Annotated in this window: 14 protein-coding genes; 7 read left to right on the forward strand and 7 right to left on the reverse strand. The window is 70.6% G+C overall.

The window, feature by feature from the left end:
• Positions 1 to 65: 65 nt before the first annotated feature.
• The 5 genes from ACFVIU_RS03050 (at position 66) to ACFVIU_RS03070 (ending at position 4,854) form a co-directional block, all read left to right on the forward strand.
• The gene (locus ACFVIU_RS03050) at positions 66 to 1,049 is read left to right on the forward strand and encodes an ABC transporter permease (RefSeq protein ID WP_385840214.1); all 984 of its coding nucleotides are present in this window, start codon (positions 66 to 68) and stop codon (positions 1,047 to 1,049) included.
• A gap of 11 nt (positions 1,050 to 1,060) precedes the next feature.
• Positions 1,061 to 2,086, forward strand: a complete 1,026-nt coding sequence (locus ACFVIU_RS03055; RefSeq protein WP_385840216.1) for an ABC transporter ATP-binding protein — start codon at positions 1,061 to 1,063, stop codon at positions 2,084 to 2,086.
• A gap of 26 nt (positions 2,087 to 2,112) precedes the next feature.
• Positions 2,113 to 3,162, forward strand: coding sequence for an ABC transporter ATP-binding protein (locus tag ACFVIU_RS03060; RefSeq protein WP_385840217.1), 1,050 nt, complete (start codon positions 2,113 to 2,115; stop codon positions 3,160 to 3,162).
• Between the two features lie 152 nt (positions 3,163 to 3,314).
• A complete protein-coding gene (locus ACFVIU_RS03065) occupies positions 3,315 to 4,055 on the forward strand; it encodes a class I SAM-dependent methyltransferase (protein WP_385840219.1) in 741 nt (246 codons plus the stop codon).
• Between the two features lie 61 nt (positions 4,056 to 4,116).
• Complete coding sequence (locus ACFVIU_RS03070; protein WP_385840220.1) at positions 4,117 to 4,854, forward strand: hypothetical protein; 738 nt, start codon at positions 4,117 to 4,119, stop codon at positions 4,852 to 4,854.
• Here the strand turns inward: ACFVIU_RS03070 and ACFVIU_RS03075 are convergent.
• The 6 genes from ACFVIU_RS03075 to ACFVIU_RS03100 form a co-directional block, all read right to left on the reverse strand.
• Positions 4,851 to 5,921 (reverse strand): ABC transporter ATP-binding protein, encoded by a 1,071-nt coding sequence (locus ACFVIU_RS03075; RefSeq protein ID WP_385840221.1) that lies wholly within the window; start codon positions 5,919 to 5,921, stop codon positions 4,851 to 4,853. The two genes, ACFVIU_RS03070 and ACFVIU_RS03075, sit on opposite strands and share 4 nt — an antisense overlap.
• An 11-nt stretch (positions 5,922 to 5,932) precedes the next feature.
• The gene (locus ACFVIU_RS03080; protein WP_385840223.1) at positions 5,933 to 6,913 is read right to left on the reverse strand and encodes an ABC transporter permease; all 981 of its coding nucleotides are present in this window, start codon (positions 6,911 to 6,913) and stop codon (positions 5,933 to 5,935) included.
• Between the two features lie 6 nt (positions 6,914 to 6,919).
• Positions 6,920 to 8,728: an ABC transporter substrate-binding protein gene (locus ACFVIU_RS03085; protein WP_385840224.1), complete on the reverse strand. Its 1,809-nt coding sequence runs from the start codon at positions 8,726 to 8,728 to the stop codon at positions 6,920 to 6,922.
• Between the two features lie 123 nt (positions 8,729 to 8,851).
• Positions 8,852 to 9,814 carry an ABC transporter permease gene (locus ACFVIU_RS03090; protein ID WP_385840226.1) on the reverse strand — a complete coding sequence of 321 codons (963 nt, stop codon included), beginning with the start codon at positions 9,812 to 9,814 and terminating at the stop codon, positions 8,852 to 8,854.
• A gap of 142 nt (positions 9,815 to 9,956) precedes the next feature.
• The gene (gene typA / locus ACFVIU_RS03095) at positions 9,957 to 11,864 is read right to left on the reverse strand and encodes a translational GTPase TypA (protein WP_385840227.1); all 1,908 of its coding nucleotides are present in this window, start codon (positions 11,862 to 11,864) and stop codon (positions 9,957 to 9,959) included.
• Between the two features lie 138 nt (positions 11,865 to 12,002).
• Entirely contained in the window at positions 12,003 to 14,231 is a 2,229-nt protein-coding gene (locus ACFVIU_RS03100; RefSeq protein ID WP_385840229.1) for an ABC transporter family substrate-binding protein, read from the reverse strand.
• Between the two features lie 208 nt (positions 14,232 to 14,439).
• Here ACFVIU_RS03100 and ACFVIU_RS03105 point away from each other — a divergent pair, with 208 nt between their 5' ends.
• A complete protein-coding gene (locus ACFVIU_RS03105; protein ID WP_385840230.1) occupies positions 14,440 to 14,727 on the forward strand; it encodes a hypothetical protein in 288 nt (95 codons plus the stop codon).
• A 92-nt stretch (positions 14,728 to 14,819) separates the two neighbouring features.
• Here the strand turns inward: ACFVIU_RS03105 and ACFVIU_RS03110 are convergent, their stop codons facing one another.
• On the reverse strand, positions 14,820 to 15,128 hold the full coding sequence (locus ACFVIU_RS03110; RefSeq protein ID WP_385840231.1) for a hypothetical protein: 309 nt from the start codon (positions 15,126 to 15,128) through the stop codon (positions 14,820 to 14,822).
• Positions 15,129 to 15,336: 208 nt separating this feature from the next.
• On the opposite strand from ACFVIU_RS03110, the gene ACFVIU_RS03115 reads away from it, so the two are divergent.
• Complete coding sequence (locus ACFVIU_RS03115) at positions 15,337 to 16,773, forward strand: hypothetical protein (protein ID WP_385840232.1); 1,437 nt, start codon at positions 15,337 to 15,339, stop codon at positions 16,771 to 16,773.
• Positions 16,774 to 16,788 lie beyond the last annotated feature (15 nt).

Below are 16,788 nucleotides of genomic sequence, written 5' to 3' on the forward strand. Positions count from 1 at the left end.
CCCCCCCCCCCCCCCCCCGTCCCCCTCCGCCCCCACCACGGCGTCGCCCAGGGAATCCCATCGCCATGTTCCGCTTCCTCGTCCGCCGGATACTCGGCGCAGCGGTGATCCTGCTGATCATCAGTGCCATCACCTTCTTCCTCTTCTATGTCGCTCCGCGTGACCCCGCCCGGGTCGCCTGCGGCAAGGTCTGCACGCCACAGACTCTGGCGCTGGTCAAGCACAACCTGGGGATCGACGATCCGCTGCCGGTGCAGTACTGGCACTGGCTCGAGGGCGTCTTCATGGGCCGTGACTACGCGTCGTACGGGCACTGCAACGCGCCCTGCCTCGGCTACTCGTTCATCAACCGCGAGCCGGTCACGGGCATCATCCTGGACCGCTTCCCGACCACGATCTCCCTGGCACTGGGCAGCGCGGTCGTCTTCGTCATCTTCGGTGTCGGCACCGGCATGATCGCCGCCGTCAAGCAGGGCAAGGCGATGGACAAGATCGCCTCCTCGGCCTCGCTGATCGGCTCCTCGCTCCAGATCTACATCGTCGGTATCGTCGCGATGTTCTACCTGGCAGACGAGTGGCAGATCTTCGCCCGCCCGAACGACAACTCCGGCATCACCGAGGACCCGGTGTCCTGGTTCACCGGCTTCCTGCTGCCGTGGTTCGTGCTGGCGATCATCTTCACCGCCAACTACACCCGTATGACCCGTTCCCAGCTGGTCGAGACGCTGAGCGAGGACTACGTCCGCACCGCCCGCGCCAAGGGCCTCGCCTGGCGCACGGTGTTCTTCCGGTTCGCCTGGCGTGGTGCGATGGGCCCGATCGTGACGATCCTCGGCCTGGACCTCGGCACGCTGCTCGGCGGCGCGGTCATCACGGAGGCGACGTTCGGCCTGCACGGCCTCGGTGCCGTGTCGGTCAAGGCCGTCAAGGACAACGATCTGCCGATGCTGCTCGGCGTGACCCTGGTCGCCGCCGCCGCGATCGTCGTCTTCAACATCGTGGTCGACGCCGTCTACGCCCTCATCGACCCGCGCGTCCGCCTCGCTTAAGGAGAGAAACCATGAGCACCCCCTTCCTCTCCGTCCGCGACCTGCGCGTGCACTTCTCCACCGAGGACGGCGTGGTCAAGGCCGTCGACGGCCTCTCCTTCGACCTGGAGAAGGGCAAGACCCTCGGCATCGTCGGCGAGTCCGGCTCCGGCAAGTCGGTGACCAACCTGGCCATCCTGGGCCTGCACAACCCCGAGCGCACCGCCCTGGAGGGCGAGATCCTGCTCGACGGCCAGGAGCTGCTGACCGCGTCCGAGCGGACGCTGGAGAAGCTGCGCGGCAACAAGATGTCCATGATCTTCCAGGACGCGCTGGCCTCCCTGTCGCCGTACCACACGGTCGGCGCCCAGATCTCCGAGACGTACCGCAAGCACACCGGCTGCTCCAAGAAGGAGGCCCGGGCGCGTGCGATCGAGATGCTGCGCCGCGTCGGCATCCCGCAGCCGGACGTCCGGGTGGACGAGTACCCGCACCAGTTCTCCGGCGGTATGCGCCAGCGCGCGATGATCGCCATGGCGCTGGTCTGCGACCCCGAGCTGCTGATCGCCGACGAGCCGACCACGGCCCTCGACGTGACGGTCCAGGCCCAGATCATGGACCTGCTCAAGGACCTCCAGCAGGAGTTCGGCACCGCCATCATCTTCATCACCCACGACCTCGGCGTGATCGCCGACATCGCGGACGACGTGCTGGTGATGTACGGCGGCCGGTGCGTGGAGCGCGGCACCAAGAAGCAGGTGCTCCGCGCCCCCGACCACCCCTACACGGTGGGCCTGCTGAACTCGATGCCGAGCCTGAACGGCCCGGTCGACGTGCCCCTGACGCCGATCCCCGGTTCCCCGCCCTCGCTGCTCAACCCGCCGAGCGGCTGCCGCTTCCACCCGCGCTGCGCCTTCGCGGACCAGGTGGAGGGCGGCCGGTGCTCCAGTGAGCGGCCGGTGCTGGACGTGGTCGAGGGGCGTGGCTCCGCCTGCCACCTCACCGCGGAGCAGAAGCGGACGCTCTTCGCCGACCTCGCCGAGACCCGGCACAACTGACGGACAGCAGACGGGACTTCACCATCATGAGCAACACGAACCCCCTCCTGGACGTCTCGGGGCTGACCAAGCACTTCCCGATCAAGGGCGGCTTCCCGATCCGCCGTACGGTCGGCGCGGTGCAGGCCGTGGACGGCCTGGACTTCCAGGTGTCCGAGGGCGAGAGCCTGGGTCTGGTCGGCGAGTCGGGCTGTGGCAAGTCGACCACGGGCCGGCTGATCACCCGGCTGCTGGAGCCGACCGGCGGCAAGATCACCTACCGCGGCCAGGACATCACGCACGCGGGCCGCAAGGAGCTGGCGCCGATCCGCTCCGAGATCCAGATGATCTTCCAGGACCCGTACGCCTCGCTGAACCCGCGGCAGACGGTCGGCAAGATCATCTCCGGGCCGATGGAGATCAACGACATCAACCCGGAGGGCGGCCGCGAGAAGCGGGTCCGGGAACTCCTGGAGATCGTCGGTCTCAACCCCGAGCACTTCAACCGCTTCCCGCACGAGTTCTCCGGCGGTCAGCGCCAGCGCATCGGTGTCGCCCGCGCGCTGGCCCTGAACCCGAAGCTGATCGTCGCCGACGAGCCGGTCTCCGCCCTCGACGTGTCGATCCAGGCACAGGTGGTGAACCTCCTCCAGGAGGTTCAGAAGGAGATGGGCATCGCCTTCGTCTTCATCGCCCACGACCTGGCGATCGTGCGGCACTTCTCGCAGCGCGTCGCGGTGATGTACCTCGGCAAGATCGTCGAGATCGCGGACCGCGAGGACCTGTACGAGAACCCGCGTCACCCGTACACCCGGGCGCTGCTGTCCGCCGTGCCCGAGGCGACGGTGGACGAGGAGCCGCGCGAGCGGATCCGGCTGGTCGGTGACGTCCCGTCACCGATCAACCCGCCGTCGGGCTGCCGCTTCCGCACCCGCTGCTGGAAGGCGACGGAGAAGTGCGCGACCGAGGCGCCGCAGCTGGTCCAGGTGACCGGCAACAAGGCCGGCCACCTCACGGCGTGCCACTACCCCGAGACGCAGGAGACCGTCCCCGCGCCCCGGGAGTCCAAGGACCGCCTCTCCAAGGACCTCGCCTGACCTTCCACTGACGGCATCCCCGCAGGCCCGCGCCCTTCCCGGACGCGGGCCTGCGGCGTTCAACGAGTCGGGTGGCGAAAGAAGTTGACGGTCCCTCAAGAAGTGTCCCGGAAACTGACGCACCGTTCAGCAACGTGTGTCAGACTGCCGCGGTGCCGGACCATGTCTTCACGGATCTCACGCTCGCCGCGTTCTACGACAGCCTCAACCCCTGGGGCCCGGACGACGACTTCTATCTCGGGCTGGTGCGTCGGGCCCGCTCGGTGCTGGACATCGGGTGCGGCACCGGGCGGCTGCTGCGGCGGGCCCGGGCCGAGGGGCACCGCGGCCGGCTGACCGGGCTCGATCCGGCCGCCGCCATGCTCGTACAGGCACGCCGGGCCCGGCCGGACGTCGAGTGGGTCCTCGGGGACGCGCGGGTGCGCCGGTGGGACGGGGAGTTCGACCTCGTCGTCATGACCGGGCACGCCTTCCAGGAGCTGGTCGGGGACGAGGAGATCCGCCGCTGTCTGCGGGCGGCCCGGGAGGCGCTGGGCGAGGACGGGCGGTTCGTGTTCGAGACCCGCAACCCGGCCGTCCGCGCCTGGGAGCGGTGGACTCCCGACCGGGTGCACGAGTTCGGGACCGGCGACGGCAGCACCGTACGGGTGTGGCACGAGGTCCAGGAGTGGGAGCCCGGCGCCGGCCGGGTGCGGTTCACCGAGACCTACGACGCCGACGGCTGGCCGGCGCCCCGGGCCTGCCCCAGCGTCCTGCGGTTCCTGGACCCGCAGTCCCTGGCCGGCTTCCTCGGCGAGGCCGGGCTGGCCGTCGTCGAGCAGTACGGCGACTGGGCGCGGGGCCCGGTCACCGCCGCCGCGCCCGAGATCATCACGGTGGCCCGGCGCGCTTGAGTACGCCTACTCATGCCTCCCGGGCCCCGGGCGCCGCAGAGTGGGGGGCGGAGGTGTGCGGATGCGGAGGACACGGGCGGCCGCAGGGCTGCTGGCGCTGATCCTGGCGGGGCTCGGCACCGGGTGCTCGGTCGAGCCGTCGGTGCAGGACCTGCGCAACCAGGCCGAGTCACCCGAGGCGAGGTCCCACCGGGCGGCCGCGGAGCGGCGGATCCACGCCCTGGTCGCGCGGCTGGGCGCGGTCGAGGGGCTGGAGCACATCGGGACGCGGCTCACCGACACCTGTTACCAGCCGCCCAGCTCGCTCTTCGACAGCGACCGGTCGCCGAACTCCCTGGAGTGCCGGATGGGGGCCGTCGCCTACTTCGGCGTCCGGGGCCGGATCACCGACGTACTCCCCCGCCTCCGCGCGGCCCGGATCGCCGCCTGGGGGCCCCGGGACGCCACCGGGGACGAGGTGCCCAGCGCGACGGGCACCGTGTCCTTCGCCCTGGACTACTACCGCGAGCACGGCCGCTTCCAGGACGGCACCCCGATGCCCGCCCCGGTGCTCAGGGCTCCGGGGCTGTCGGTCGACTGGGACCGCCCGGGCGCACCCCGGCCGCACCGCGTCGCGGAGCCCGCCGCGTGCTCCCGACCGACCCGGTTCACCGTCCACGAGCGCTGCACCACCACCCCGCGCGCCCCACTGCCCCTGACGGCCGCCCGCACCCGCTACGGCACCCTGCTGAGCCTCACCGTCGACGACTCGGACTCCCCCGAGCCCACCTACTACACGGCCCGTCGGAGCGGTCTCTAGCCTCCGGCGCCCTCCTCCCCCTGCTCCACGGCAGTCAGGGCCGGGTCCAGGACGATGTCCTCCTCGCGGGCCGTGGTGGTGGGCTCCTCCGGGAAGTGGCAGGCGGTCAGATGGCCCTCCCGGTTGCCGGATATGCGCTCCAGCGGCGGCTCCTCGGCCGCGCACTTCTCCGTCGCCTTCCAGCAGCGGGTGCGGAAGCGGCAGCCGGAGGGCGGGGCGATGGGGGACGGCACGTCGCCGGCCAGCCGGATCCGCTCGCGCGGCTCCTCGTCCGGCGTCAGCTCCGGTACGGCGGACAGCAGGGCGTGGGTGTAGGGGTGGCGCGGGCGGGTGTAGAGGGACGCGCGGTCGCCCATCTCGACGATCTTGCCGAGGTACATCACCGCCACCCGCTGGGAGAAGTGCCGTACGACGGCCAGGTCGTGGGCGATGAACAGGAACGCGATGCCCAGGTCCCGCTGCACCTGCTGGAGCAGGTTGACCACCTGTGCCTGGATCGACACGTCGAGGGCGGAGACCGGCTCGTCGGCGACGATCAGCTTCGGGTTCAGGGCCAGCGCGCGGGCGACACCGATGCGCTGGCGCTGACCGCCGGAGAACTCGTGCGGGAAGCGGTTGAAGTGCTCGGGGTTGAGACCGACGATCTCCAGGAGTTCCCGGACCCGCTTCTCCCGGCCGCCCTCCGGGTTGATGTCGTTGATCTCCATCGGCCCGGAGATGATCTTGCCGACGGTCTGGCGCGGGTTCAGTGACGCGTACGGGTCCTGGAAGATCATCTGTATCTCGGAGCGGATCGGCGCCAGCTGTCTGCGCGTCGCATGGCTGATGTCCCGGCCCCGGTAGGTGATCGTGCCGGCCGTCGGCTCCAGCAGCCGGGTGATCAGCCGGCCCGTGGTCGACTTGCCGCAGCCCGACTCGCCGACCAGGCCGAAGCTCTCCCCGGCGCGCACGGTCAGGTCGATGCCGTCGACGGCCTGCACCCGGCCGACCGTACGGCGGACGGGGAAGCCTCCCTTGACCGGGAAGTGCTTGGTCAGCCCCGAGACCCGCAGCAGTTCCTCTTCCATGGTGTCCCTCCTCACGACAGCCGCACCCGCGGGTCGATGAAGGCGTACGTCGCGTCGACGACGATGTTGAAGAGCAGGATCATGCTGGCGGCGAACAGCATCACCCCGAGCAGCAGCGGCAGGTCACTGAAGAGGACCGCCTGGACGGCGAGTTGGCCGATGCCCGGCAGACCGAAGGTGTACTCGGTGATGATGGCGCCGCCGAACAGGGAGCCGAGGTCGATGCCGAAGATGGTGACGATCGGGATGAGCGAACCCCGCCAGGCGTAGCGGAAGAAGACGTACCGCCGGGACATGCCCTTGGCGCGGGCGGTGCGGACGTGTTCCTCCTGGAGCTGCTCGATCATCGAGGACCGGGCCATCCGGGTGTACTGCGCGGCGAAGATCGTGGAGAGCACGGCCCAGGGGATCAGCAGCCCGGTGAACCAGCCGACGGGGTCGTGGGTGAACTCGTTGTAGGCGGGTTTGGCGAACCAGTGGGTCTGGTAGACGAACACGGCCAGCACCAGCGGGCCGAGGAAGTAGATCTGGAGCGAGCTGACGACCATGGCACCCGCGGTGGCCGTCTTGTCGATCAGCGTGCCGCGCCGCCAGGCGGCCAGCAGTCCGGTGCCGAGGCCGACGGCCAGGAAGCACACGGCCGCGCCCAGGGTGAGCGAGACGGTAGTGGGCAGCCGGTCCGTCAGCGTGCCCCAGACCTGCTCGTCGGTGTGGTACGAGTAGCCGAAACAGGGCGCCGGGCACGGTCCCTGGGCGAAGCTGTCGCTGCCCAGGAACACATTGTGCAGGAAGATCAAGTACTGCTCGGTGAGCGGCTTGTCCAGGCCGAGCACATGGTGGATGTTCGCGAGGCTGCCCGGGTTGCAGGTCTTGCCGCACATCAGCAGCGCCGGGTCCCGGGGCACCCCGAAGAACAGCGCGAACGTGACGATGCTCAGCAGGAACAGGATGACGACGGCGCCGAGGGTCCGGCGGACGAGGAAGCGCAGCACGGCCGGTCACTTGATGTAGAGGCAGCGGGGGTCGATGCTGCCGATCACGTCGTCGTAGACGAGGCCGCCGACCCGGGAGCCGGCGATCTGGACCTGCTTGTAGTAGGCGGTCGGGACCTCGTTCACCACCTTGGTGAGCAGGTACTTGTCGACCTTCTCCCACTCGGCCGCGGCCTTGGCGGGGTCGGCGATCCGGCCGATGCGGTCGATCTCGCTGTTCACGTGGGGGTCGTTGAGCTGGGAGTAGTTCGACGCGCCGTCGGCGATCTGGCGGCCGTCGTACAGCGGCGGGATGACCGTCCCGCCGGACGGCCAGTCGGCGGCCCACGAGGTGTGGAAGATGTCGTAGTCGTTGTCGAGCTTGGAGACCTGGTCGAAGTAGGTCTCGGAGGGGATCTCCCGGCGCTGGACGTCGAAGCCGGCCTTCTTCAGGCCCGCCGCCATGGCGGTGGAGTACTGCTGGCCCTCGTTGGTGTTCGTGTAGCCGAAGGTCAGCTTCATGTGGAGCTTGCCGGCCGCCTGGAGCAGCTTCCTGGCCCTGGCCGGGTCGCCCTCGGGGTGCTTCTTCTTGCCGAACGGGTCGAAGGCGGGGTCGTAGCCGGGGACGGTCGGGGAGATCAGGCCGCCCGCGACCTCCATGGCGTCGCTACCGCCGTAGGCCCGCACGAACGGGGTGATCGGCAGGGCGTACGCGATGGCCCGGCGGACCCGGATGTCCTTCATCTCGGGCTTGCTCAGGTTGATGTTCATCTGGCCGACGTAGGGCTGGTAGCCGGAGACCGTGCGGGACCTGAGCTTCGGGTCCCGCAGGACCTGGGACAGGTTGCCCGCGTCGACCTGGTTGTTGAAGCTGAGGCCGGCCCGGTCGGGGCCGCTGTCCGCCAGCAGCGCCTTGGTGGAGGTCTCGAACTGCTGGTTGAAGACGATGTTGAAGCGGTCCACGTACTGGTGCCGGATGGGGTCCGTCCTCGGGTCCCATGCGGGGTTTCTGACCAGCACCATCGACTTGCCGGACTTGAAGGACTGGATCTTGTACGGGCCGGTGGTGACCGGGTTCTTGTCGTACTGCTGCCGGGTGTCGCCCTTGGCGGACACGATGGAGTAGCCGGCCATGGCGAGCGCGTACGGCAGGTCCGGGTGCGGCTTGGCGAAGTGGAAGACGACGGTCTTCGCGTCGGGCGTCGAAAGGACGCTGTCCGGCAGGTGTCTGCCCTTGTAGGGGCCGTCCGGGAGCAGCTTGCGGTAACCCGCGCCGTCGGTGCCCGCCAGCCACTGCTGGAGGTAGGCGGGGCCCTGGGTGATGAAGGGCGCGAAGAGCCGCTCGACGGTCTGCCGGACGTCCTTGGAGGTGATCGGGGTGCCGTCGGCGAACCTGATCCCGTCCTTGAGGGTGTACTTCCAGGTCCTGCCGCCGTCGGTGGTGGTGCCGGAGTCGGTGGCGAGGTCGCCGACCACCTCGTGCCGGTGGCCGTCGTTGCCGGTCGCCTTGTAGCCGGTGAGGCCGCGGTGGATCAGCTGGGCGAGCGACATCTGGTCGAAGACGTAGATCTGAGCGGGGTCCAGGTGGGCGTAGGAGTCGCGCTGGAGCACCTCCATGGTGCCTCCGGACCTGGCGCCGGGCACGGGCGCCGCGGGCCCGGTGGAGTCGGCCGTACCGCCGAACTTGATGGGGGCCTGCTGGCGTCGTGCGTTCTGCTGGTCCTTCCGGTTGTCGCCGCCGCTGCCGCTGCCGCCCTTGCTGCAACCCGTGAGCACGAGAGCTCCGGCCGCGAGGACGCAGAGCGCGCCGTGGAGTTGACGTCCACCCCTGTTCATCACGCGATTCCCACCCATCTGTGTGTCACCGGGACCGTGGAGGTGCGATGGAAGTGCCGTGCGCTTGCCTGAGGTGCCGTGCGGTTGTCCGAAGTACCGTGTGCGCTTGCCTGAAGTGCCGGTTCAGTGCGCGGTCTTGGGGTCGAAGGCGTCCCTGACCGAGTCCCCGAGCAGGTTGAAGGCGACGACGAAGACGATCATCGACACGCCGGGGAAGAACATGTAGGTGATGTCGTTCTGCATCACCAGCTGGGTGGACGCCTTGGCGAACATCTGCCCCCAGTCCGGCGTCGGTTCGACGATGCCGACGCCCAGGTAGGACAGCCCGGCCTCGGCGGTCACGAAGTTGGGCAGCAGGTACGTCGCCTGCACCAGCAGCGGGGTGACGATGTTCGGCAGGATCTCCCTGCGGATGATCCGCCACGGCGAGGCCCCGCTGATCCTCGCCGCGTCGATGAACTCCCGTTCGCGCAGGGCCAGTGTGGTGCCGCGCAGGATCCGGCCGAGGCCCATCCAGCCGAGGAACCACTGGACCAGGACGAGGGCGACGACCCGGACGTAGGTGGGGGTCTCGTCGCGGGGGCTGACGAACAGCGAGACGACGACGGGCATGCTCGCGATGAAGAACAGCTGGGCCGGGAAGGCGAGCAGGAAGTCGATGACCCGGCCGATGAGGTAGTCGGCCCGGCCGCCGAGGTAGCCGGCCGTGACGCCGAGCAGGATGCCGGTGACGACGACCGCGAGGGTGACCGCGACCGAGATCATCAGCGAGGTGCGGATGCCGTAGAGGAGCTTGGTGAAGACGTCGTACCCGTTGCCGGGTTCGAGTCCGAACCAGAACTCGCCGCTGATGCCGCCGTTGGGCCGCACCGGCACTCCGGCGCTGTCGAAGAGTTCGGGACGTTCGTCCGCGTACACGGTGTAGGGGTCCTTGCCGTACCCCTTGGCTATCAGCGGGGCGAGCAGGCCGAGCAGGAAGAAGCAGCCCACCACGCAGGCCGAGAGCACACCCGTGCGGTCGCGTCGGAAACGCAGCCACATGAGCCGGCCGGGTGACCGGCCCTCGATCTTGCCAGGAGTTGTCACGGTTCGCCCACTTCACCCGAAGGAATGTGACTCCGCGTGTTCACTCAATGACCCGAGCGCTGTCCGCAAACTACCCCTGAAAGCGGGCGGCAAAAAGCCCGGGCACCCCGCCATGGGGTGCCCGGGCTCGACTGCCGGTGGATCAGCCGTGCTTGGCGCGGCTCGCGGCGCGGGCCCGCTCACGCTGGTCCAGGTTGACCTTGCGGATGCGGACCGCCTCCGGGGTCACCTCGACGCACTCGTCGTCGCGGCAGAACTCCAGCGACTGCTCCAGCGACAGCTTGCGCGGCGGGACGATGGACTCGGAGACGTCAGCGGTCGAGGACCGCATGTTCGTGAGCTTCTTCTCCTTGGTGATGTTGACGTCCATGTCGTCGGAGCGCGAGTTCTCGCCGACGATCATGCCCTCGTACACCTCGGTGCCCGGCTCGACGAACAGCACGCCGCGCTCCTGGAGGTTCGTCATCGCGAACGCGGTGACGGCACCGGCGCGGTCGGCGACCAGGGAGCCGTTGTTACGGGTCTGGAGGGTGCCGAACCAGGGCTCGAAGCCCTCGTGGATCGAGTGCCCGATGCCCGTACCGCGGGTCTGGGTCAGGAACTCGGTCCGGAAGCCGATGAGACCGCGCGACGGCACGACGAACTCCATGCGCACCCAGCCGGAGCCGTGGTTGGACATGTTGTCCATACGGCCCTTGCGGACACCCATGAGCTGCGTGACCGCGCCCATGTGCTCCTCGGGCACGTCGATCGTCATGCGCTCGACGGGCTCGTACGTCTTGCCGTCGATCTCCTTGGTGACGACCTGCGGCTTGCCGATGGTCAGCTCGAAGCCTTCCCGGCGCATGGTCTCGACCAGGATGGCGAGCGCCAGCTCACCACGGCCCTGGACCTCCCAGGCGTCCGGACGGTCCGTCTCCAGGACGCGCAGCGAGACGTTACCGATCAGCTCGCGGTCCAGGCGGTCCTTGACCTGACGGGCGGTGACCTTGCGGTCCTTGACGGCCGACTTCGCGTCGGCGCCCTTGCCGGTGCCGCCCCGGCCGACCAGCGGCGAGGTGTTGGTGCCGATGGTCATGGAGATCGCGGGCTCGTCGACCGTGATCAGCGGCAGCGGGATCGGGTTCTCGGGGTCGGCGAGGGTCTCGCCGATCATGATGTCGGCGATACCGGCGACGGCACAGATGTCACCCGGGCCGGCCACCTCGGCAGGCTTGCGGGTGAGCGCCTCGGTCATCAGCAGCTCGGAGATGCGGACGTTGCTGATGGAGCCGTCGCGCTTGATCCACGCGACCGTCTGGCCCTTGCGCAGCTCGCCCTGCTCGACGCGCAGCAGCGCGATACGGCCGAGGAAGTTGTCGGCGTCCAGGTTGGTGACGTGCGCCTGGAGCGGGGCGTCCTCGTCGTAGGTCGGAGCCGGGATGTGCTCCAGGATCGTCGAGAAGAACGGCTCCAGGCTGTTGGAGTCGGCCGGGACCGTGCCGTTCTCCGGCTTGGTCAGCGAGGCGATGCCGTCACGGCCGCAGGCGTAGACGATCGGGAACTCGATCTGCTCCTCGTCCGCGTCCAGGTCGAGGAAGAGGTCGTACGTCTCGTTGACGACCTCGTCGATGCGGGAGTCCGGGCGGTCCGTCTTGTTGATGCACAGGATGACGGGGAGCCGCTGCTGGAGCGCCTTGCGCAGCACGAAGCGGGTCTGCGGGAGCGGGCCCTCGGAGGCGTCCACGAGCAGCACGACACCGTCGACCATCGACAGACCGCGCTCGACCTCGCCACCGAAGTCGGCGTGGCCGGGGGTGTCGATGATGTTGATCGTGATCGGGTCCCCGCCGTCCTTGGGGTGGTACTTCACCGCCGTGTTCTTGGCGAGGATCGTGATGCCCTTCTCACGCTCCAGGTCGTTCGAGTCCATCATGCGGTCGTCGACCGAGTCGAGCTGGTGGGCGGCGAAGGCACCGGCCTGCTTCAGCATGCCGTCGACGATGGTGGTCTTGCCGTGGTCGACGTGGGCGACGATGGCGACGTTGCGGATGTCGTGGCGCGTGGCCATAGGTTGCCGTACTCCCGGAGTGTGAGGAACGCCCTGCGCGTACATCTGTGCCGCGCGGGCCCTGCCGGGCTGGACACGCCACGGCCTTACCCCATGGTACGTGTCCTCCGCACCAAGGGCTCGCCGGGCCGATTTCCGCTAGCTGTTGCGGGGGCTCGGGGAGATCTTCGCGCCCTTCTTCAGATAGCCCATGTCCTCGTAGACCGGGGTCTGGAAGCCGAAGGCCCCGGCGTTCACCAGGTTCCTGCGCACCCCGACCAACTGGGGCCGCTGGTACAGCGGGATCGACCCGGCCGTCGCCCAGATCCGGGCGTCGGCCTTCCTGATCAGGTCCCGGGCCTCGTCCTCGTCGAGGGTCGCCGCCGCCTGGTCGAAGAGCTGGTCCACCTGGTCGGTGCCGACCCGGGTGTAGTTCTGCTCGATGTTCACCGAGCCGTCGGCCGCGGCCACCGGCTTGGCGTAGATCGGCCGGGCGTCGGTCGCCGGGAAGGGGGTCGCCGGCCACGAGTACAGGGCGAGGTCGTAGTCGCCGGCGGCGATGTGGTCCTTGAAGAAGCTCTCGTCCGGGACCTTGCTGATCGTGGTGCGGACCCCGACCTTCTCCAGCATCGCGGAGATCCGCTCCGCGACCCGGTTCAGCGTCTCGGAGCCCGGCCCGGAGGGCAGCACGAAGCGGAGCAGCAGGGCCTTGCCGTCCTTGGCGAGCGGCGCTGCCGGTGCGGCGGCCGGTGCCGCCGTGCCCTGGGGGGCGTAGGCGCCGGGGGCGCCCCCGTGCTTGCCCTCCTGCGCGAGGTGCCGGTCCCCGGTGTCGCCCCGCCCGCCGTTCTTGTCGTCCTCGCCGACGATGTACTCGCCGTCCTTGCCGCCGTCGGACTTCTTCTCCTCGCTCGCCTGGTCGTCGCCCGTGTGGTCGTCGCTCTCGGGACCGGCCGCCTTCTCGCCCTTCTTCTCCTCCTTGACCGGCCCTCCGGCCACCCAGCCCGCGTCGGTGAGCAGCGCCTGGGCCTCCTTGGTGTCCGGGCCGCCGACGGCGCCGCTGTTGTCGGCGTAGTCGGCCTGGCCGGCCAGGGCGAGGTGGCTGCCGACCGGGACGGCGGGCAGGCCGAGCGGGGTGAGCACCAGCTTGGCCAGTTCCTCGCGGTCCAGGGCGCGGGCGACGGCCCGGCGGACCCGCTCGTCGGCGAGGGGGCCCGCGGAGCCGTTGAGGGCGAGCTGGGTGTAGGCGGGCTCCAGCGACCTGCGCACGTCGAAGCCGCGCAGGGCCTGCTGCTGGTCCAGGTAGCGGGTGATCGCCTTGCGCAGCTTCTTCTTGCCGGTGGGCACCTTGTCCTCGTCGAAGCCGTGTGCCAGCGCCCAGGAGCGCAGCTTCTTCACCGAGGTCTTGCCGGCGCCCTGGAGCGGGTTGGCGGTGCCCTGGGCGGCGAGCCCGATCCGCTCGGCCTCGGCGGAGTCGATGTCGGCGAGGTCCACGCTGCCGTCGGCGAGCGCGGCGGCCCGCTTGTCGCGGGGTACGGCGTGCAGCACGATCTCGTCCAGCTTGGCCGGCCTGCCCCACCAGCGCGGGTTGCGGGTGAGGACGACGTCCTTGGCGGCGGTGTCGACCTTCTCCACCTTGAACGGCCCGGCGGTGACCTTGAGCTTGCGCCGGGCGCCGTCGTTGAAGGCGTCCGGGGTGCCCATGACGTCCTTCGGGTACAGCGGGGAGAACAGCGACTTCCAGTCGGCGTAGGGGCGGGAGAAGGTGACCCGGACCTGGAGGTCGTTGGCGCCGCGCTCGATCTTCTCGATGCGGTCGTAGCCGGCGTTGCGGGCGGTCCAGTAGGCGCTGTCCTTGCCGGACAGGGCGCGCCACTGGGCGACGAAGTCGGCGGCGCCGATCTCCCGGCCGTCGCTCCAGACGGCCTGCTGGTTCAGCTTGTACAGCACCACCTGGCGCGGCTCGGTCTCGATGACCTTGGCCGATTCCAGATAGGCGGGGTTGGGCACCGGCCGGCCGGTCGCGTCGAGCCGGAACATCGAGGGCAGCACGGCCTGGGCGACGCGGTTGGTGCCGGCGTCGGCGTCGGCCTGGAAGGTGTTCAGGGTCTCGGGCACGGCGTCCACGGCCCATTTCAGGGTGCCGCCGTCGGCGACCAGGTCCCGGGCGGCCAGGGCGATGTCCTGCCCGGCCAGGGGCTTGCCGGCCTCGTCGTCGGAGCCGCAGGCGGTGAGCAGGGGCAGGGCGAGCGCGCCGGCGGTCAGCAGGGCGAGGCCGCGCCGGAGCTGCCGGGCGCCGTTGTTCGGCTGCGGCGCCGTTGTGGCCGCTCGCACATCGCTGCGGTCCCGCGCCCCGTCGGGGCGCTCCCCTGCCGTCGCCGAATACGACATCTCTGCTACCTCCGGGAAGCCGCGAGCGTTATGATCACTTTTGGCGGTATATGGAGCTGATCAGATCTATGCGGCCACTGAAGAGGAAAGGTTCCGGCCAGCGCGGGCGACACGGCGACGAGGGCCTGCAAGCCCACCCGAGCGGCGCAACACACCCGGAAGACGCCTCCCCGCCCGCCCGCCGGAGCCGGGAAAGCGAGGGCAAGCCATGACCGTGCACGACGACATCACCACCGTCCAGCGCTGCCTCGACGACCTCGATCGGTCGCTGGGCCGGCTGGAGAACCAGCTCGGCAGGGGTGGCCTGGAGCTCCGCCGGGTCCGGCTGGACGCCGACCACCTGCGCGAGAGTGTGGCGCTGCTGCGCGAGGCGGCGACACCGGCCGGATCCGGCCGGCCCGACCTCGTCACCGTCTCCGACACGCCCTACGACATCAGTCTGTGGACGGACGCGGACGACGAGGGCCTGGGCGCCCGCGACCGGCACGCTCCCTGAGCGGTGGAGCATGCGTAGGCCCCGCCGCTGTCGACGGGGCCGAAGCTCAGCAGGGGCGGGTCGAGGGGGTCAGGGGGTGTGGTTCGAGGGGGTCAGGGGGCGTCCTTCGGCGCGGCGGCGGCACGGCCGGGCCGCTGGGCCAGCGTCTGGAGGCCCAGCCCGGCCATGAAGGCGAGCCAGCCGGTCCACGGCACGGGGCCGTACTGGCGGGCGAGCGGACCCAGGAACAGGAACACCGCGCCGCCGGCTGCGGCCAGCAGGGAGCCGTACCCCCACAGGGCCGGGCGCAGCACCCGGGCGCGCCCCCAGGGCACGATCCAGCCCGTGGTGAGGGTCATCACGCCGCTCAGCCCGAGCAGCCCAAGGACGATGGCACCCGCCACCACCAGGAACATGTGCATGACGGTCAGGGTGCCACCGGGCGAAGCTTTTCCGCCAGATCGTGCGCCGCGTTCCCGCGTATGGATTCCGTCAACTCCGGTGATGTGTCGTACGACATGACGGCGCCCCCTGCCGTGCCGTCGTCCATTCCGTCCCCCTGCCCGTCTCGTCCCCCACCCGTATCCGCCCCGCTCGCGAAGCCGTCTACCTGCCCATACGCTCCGAAATGTGACGTCCTCCCTGATTCGGGGCCGCCCCCGGCGCGCCCATGCGCACATATGGGCGCGGGTGACGCATGTCGTGCTGGGCGCGCTGACGGGGATCGGGTGGCTGGTGTTGCCGGTGACGACCGCCGGCCCCCACGAGCCGGTTCCCCCGGCACCGGCCGGACCGGTGGCGAGCGCCCCCGCACAGCAGCAGGGCGGGACGTCCACGGCCGACCTCGTGCTGCCGCTCCTCGCCGGGGTGGCGGCCGTGACGCTGGCCGGATACGGCTATCTGCGCCGCACCCGGCGCGCCCGGACCCGGACGACCCCGGGCACCGTCTCCGCGACGCCGCCCGCCCCGAGCAGCCCGGCCGAGTCCGAGCGGCAGGCGCGGGCCGCACTGCTGCTCGCCGACGACCGGGTGCGGGCGAGCCGCGAGGAACTCGCCTTCGTCCAGTGCCGTTTCGACAAGCCGGAGACCGAGCCGTTCACGCATGCGCTGCGGGCCGCCGAGACCGAGCTGGCGGCCGCGTTCGCGATCTGGCGGCGGTACGAGCAGGGGGTACCGGAGGATCCCGAGGCCCGGCGGCAGGCCCTGGTGGGGGTGCTCGGCCGGTGCGCGGAGGCGAGCCGGCGCCTGGACGCGGAGACCCCGGCCCTGGACCGGCTCCGGGCGCTGGACGGCGCGGGGCTGCGCCCGGCCCTGGAGACCGCCGAGACCCGGTTCCGCGAGCTGGCCGCACGGACGACCTCGGCCGAGGAGACCCTGCGCGGCCTGCACGACCGGTATCCGCCCTCGGCCACCGGCCCGGTCACCGGGTATCCCGAACGGGCCAAGGACCGGCTGGTGCTCGCCACCTCCCACCTCAACGACGCCCGCCAGGCAGCCGACACCGGGGATGTGGCCCGGGCCGCCGAACGCCTGCGCGCCGGGGAGAGCGCGGTGGCGCAGGCGGCCGTCTTCGTCGACGCGGTGGAGCGCCTGGCGTCCGAGCTGCGCCGGGCCGCGGAGCTGGTCCCGGCCGCGCTGACCGGCGCGGAGGCGGAACTCGCGGCGGCCCGGGAAGGGCGTTCCCGCACTCCACTGACCGAGGGCGACCTGCATGCCCGGCTCGCCCATGCGCGCGGGGTGCTGAACGGGGTACGGCAGGAGCTGATCTCGGGCGCGTACGACCCGCTGGACGCGCTGCGCCGGATCACCCGGGCCGTGGAGCGCCTGGCCACGGGCCGCTCCGGCGTCCTCGACACGGCGGCGCTGCTCGTCGCCCGCAGTTCGGTGGCCGGGGCGGAGGGCTTCATCTCGGCGTACGGCTCGGCAGTGGGCCCGGAGGCCCGCTCGGACCTGGCGGCGGCGGTCCGCGCAGTGGCCGCGGGGGCGGCAGCCGAGGCCGACACCCTGGCGGCCCACGCCCGCGCCCTGGCCGAACGGGACGTGCGGGCACAGGGCAACCGGGCGTAGGGCCTTGCTTCCGGA

The sequence above is a fragment of the Streptomyces sp. NPDC127190 genome, from assembly GCF_042672505.1.
GTDB lineage: Bacteria > Actinomycetota > Actinomycetes > Streptomycetales > Streptomycetaceae > Streptomyces.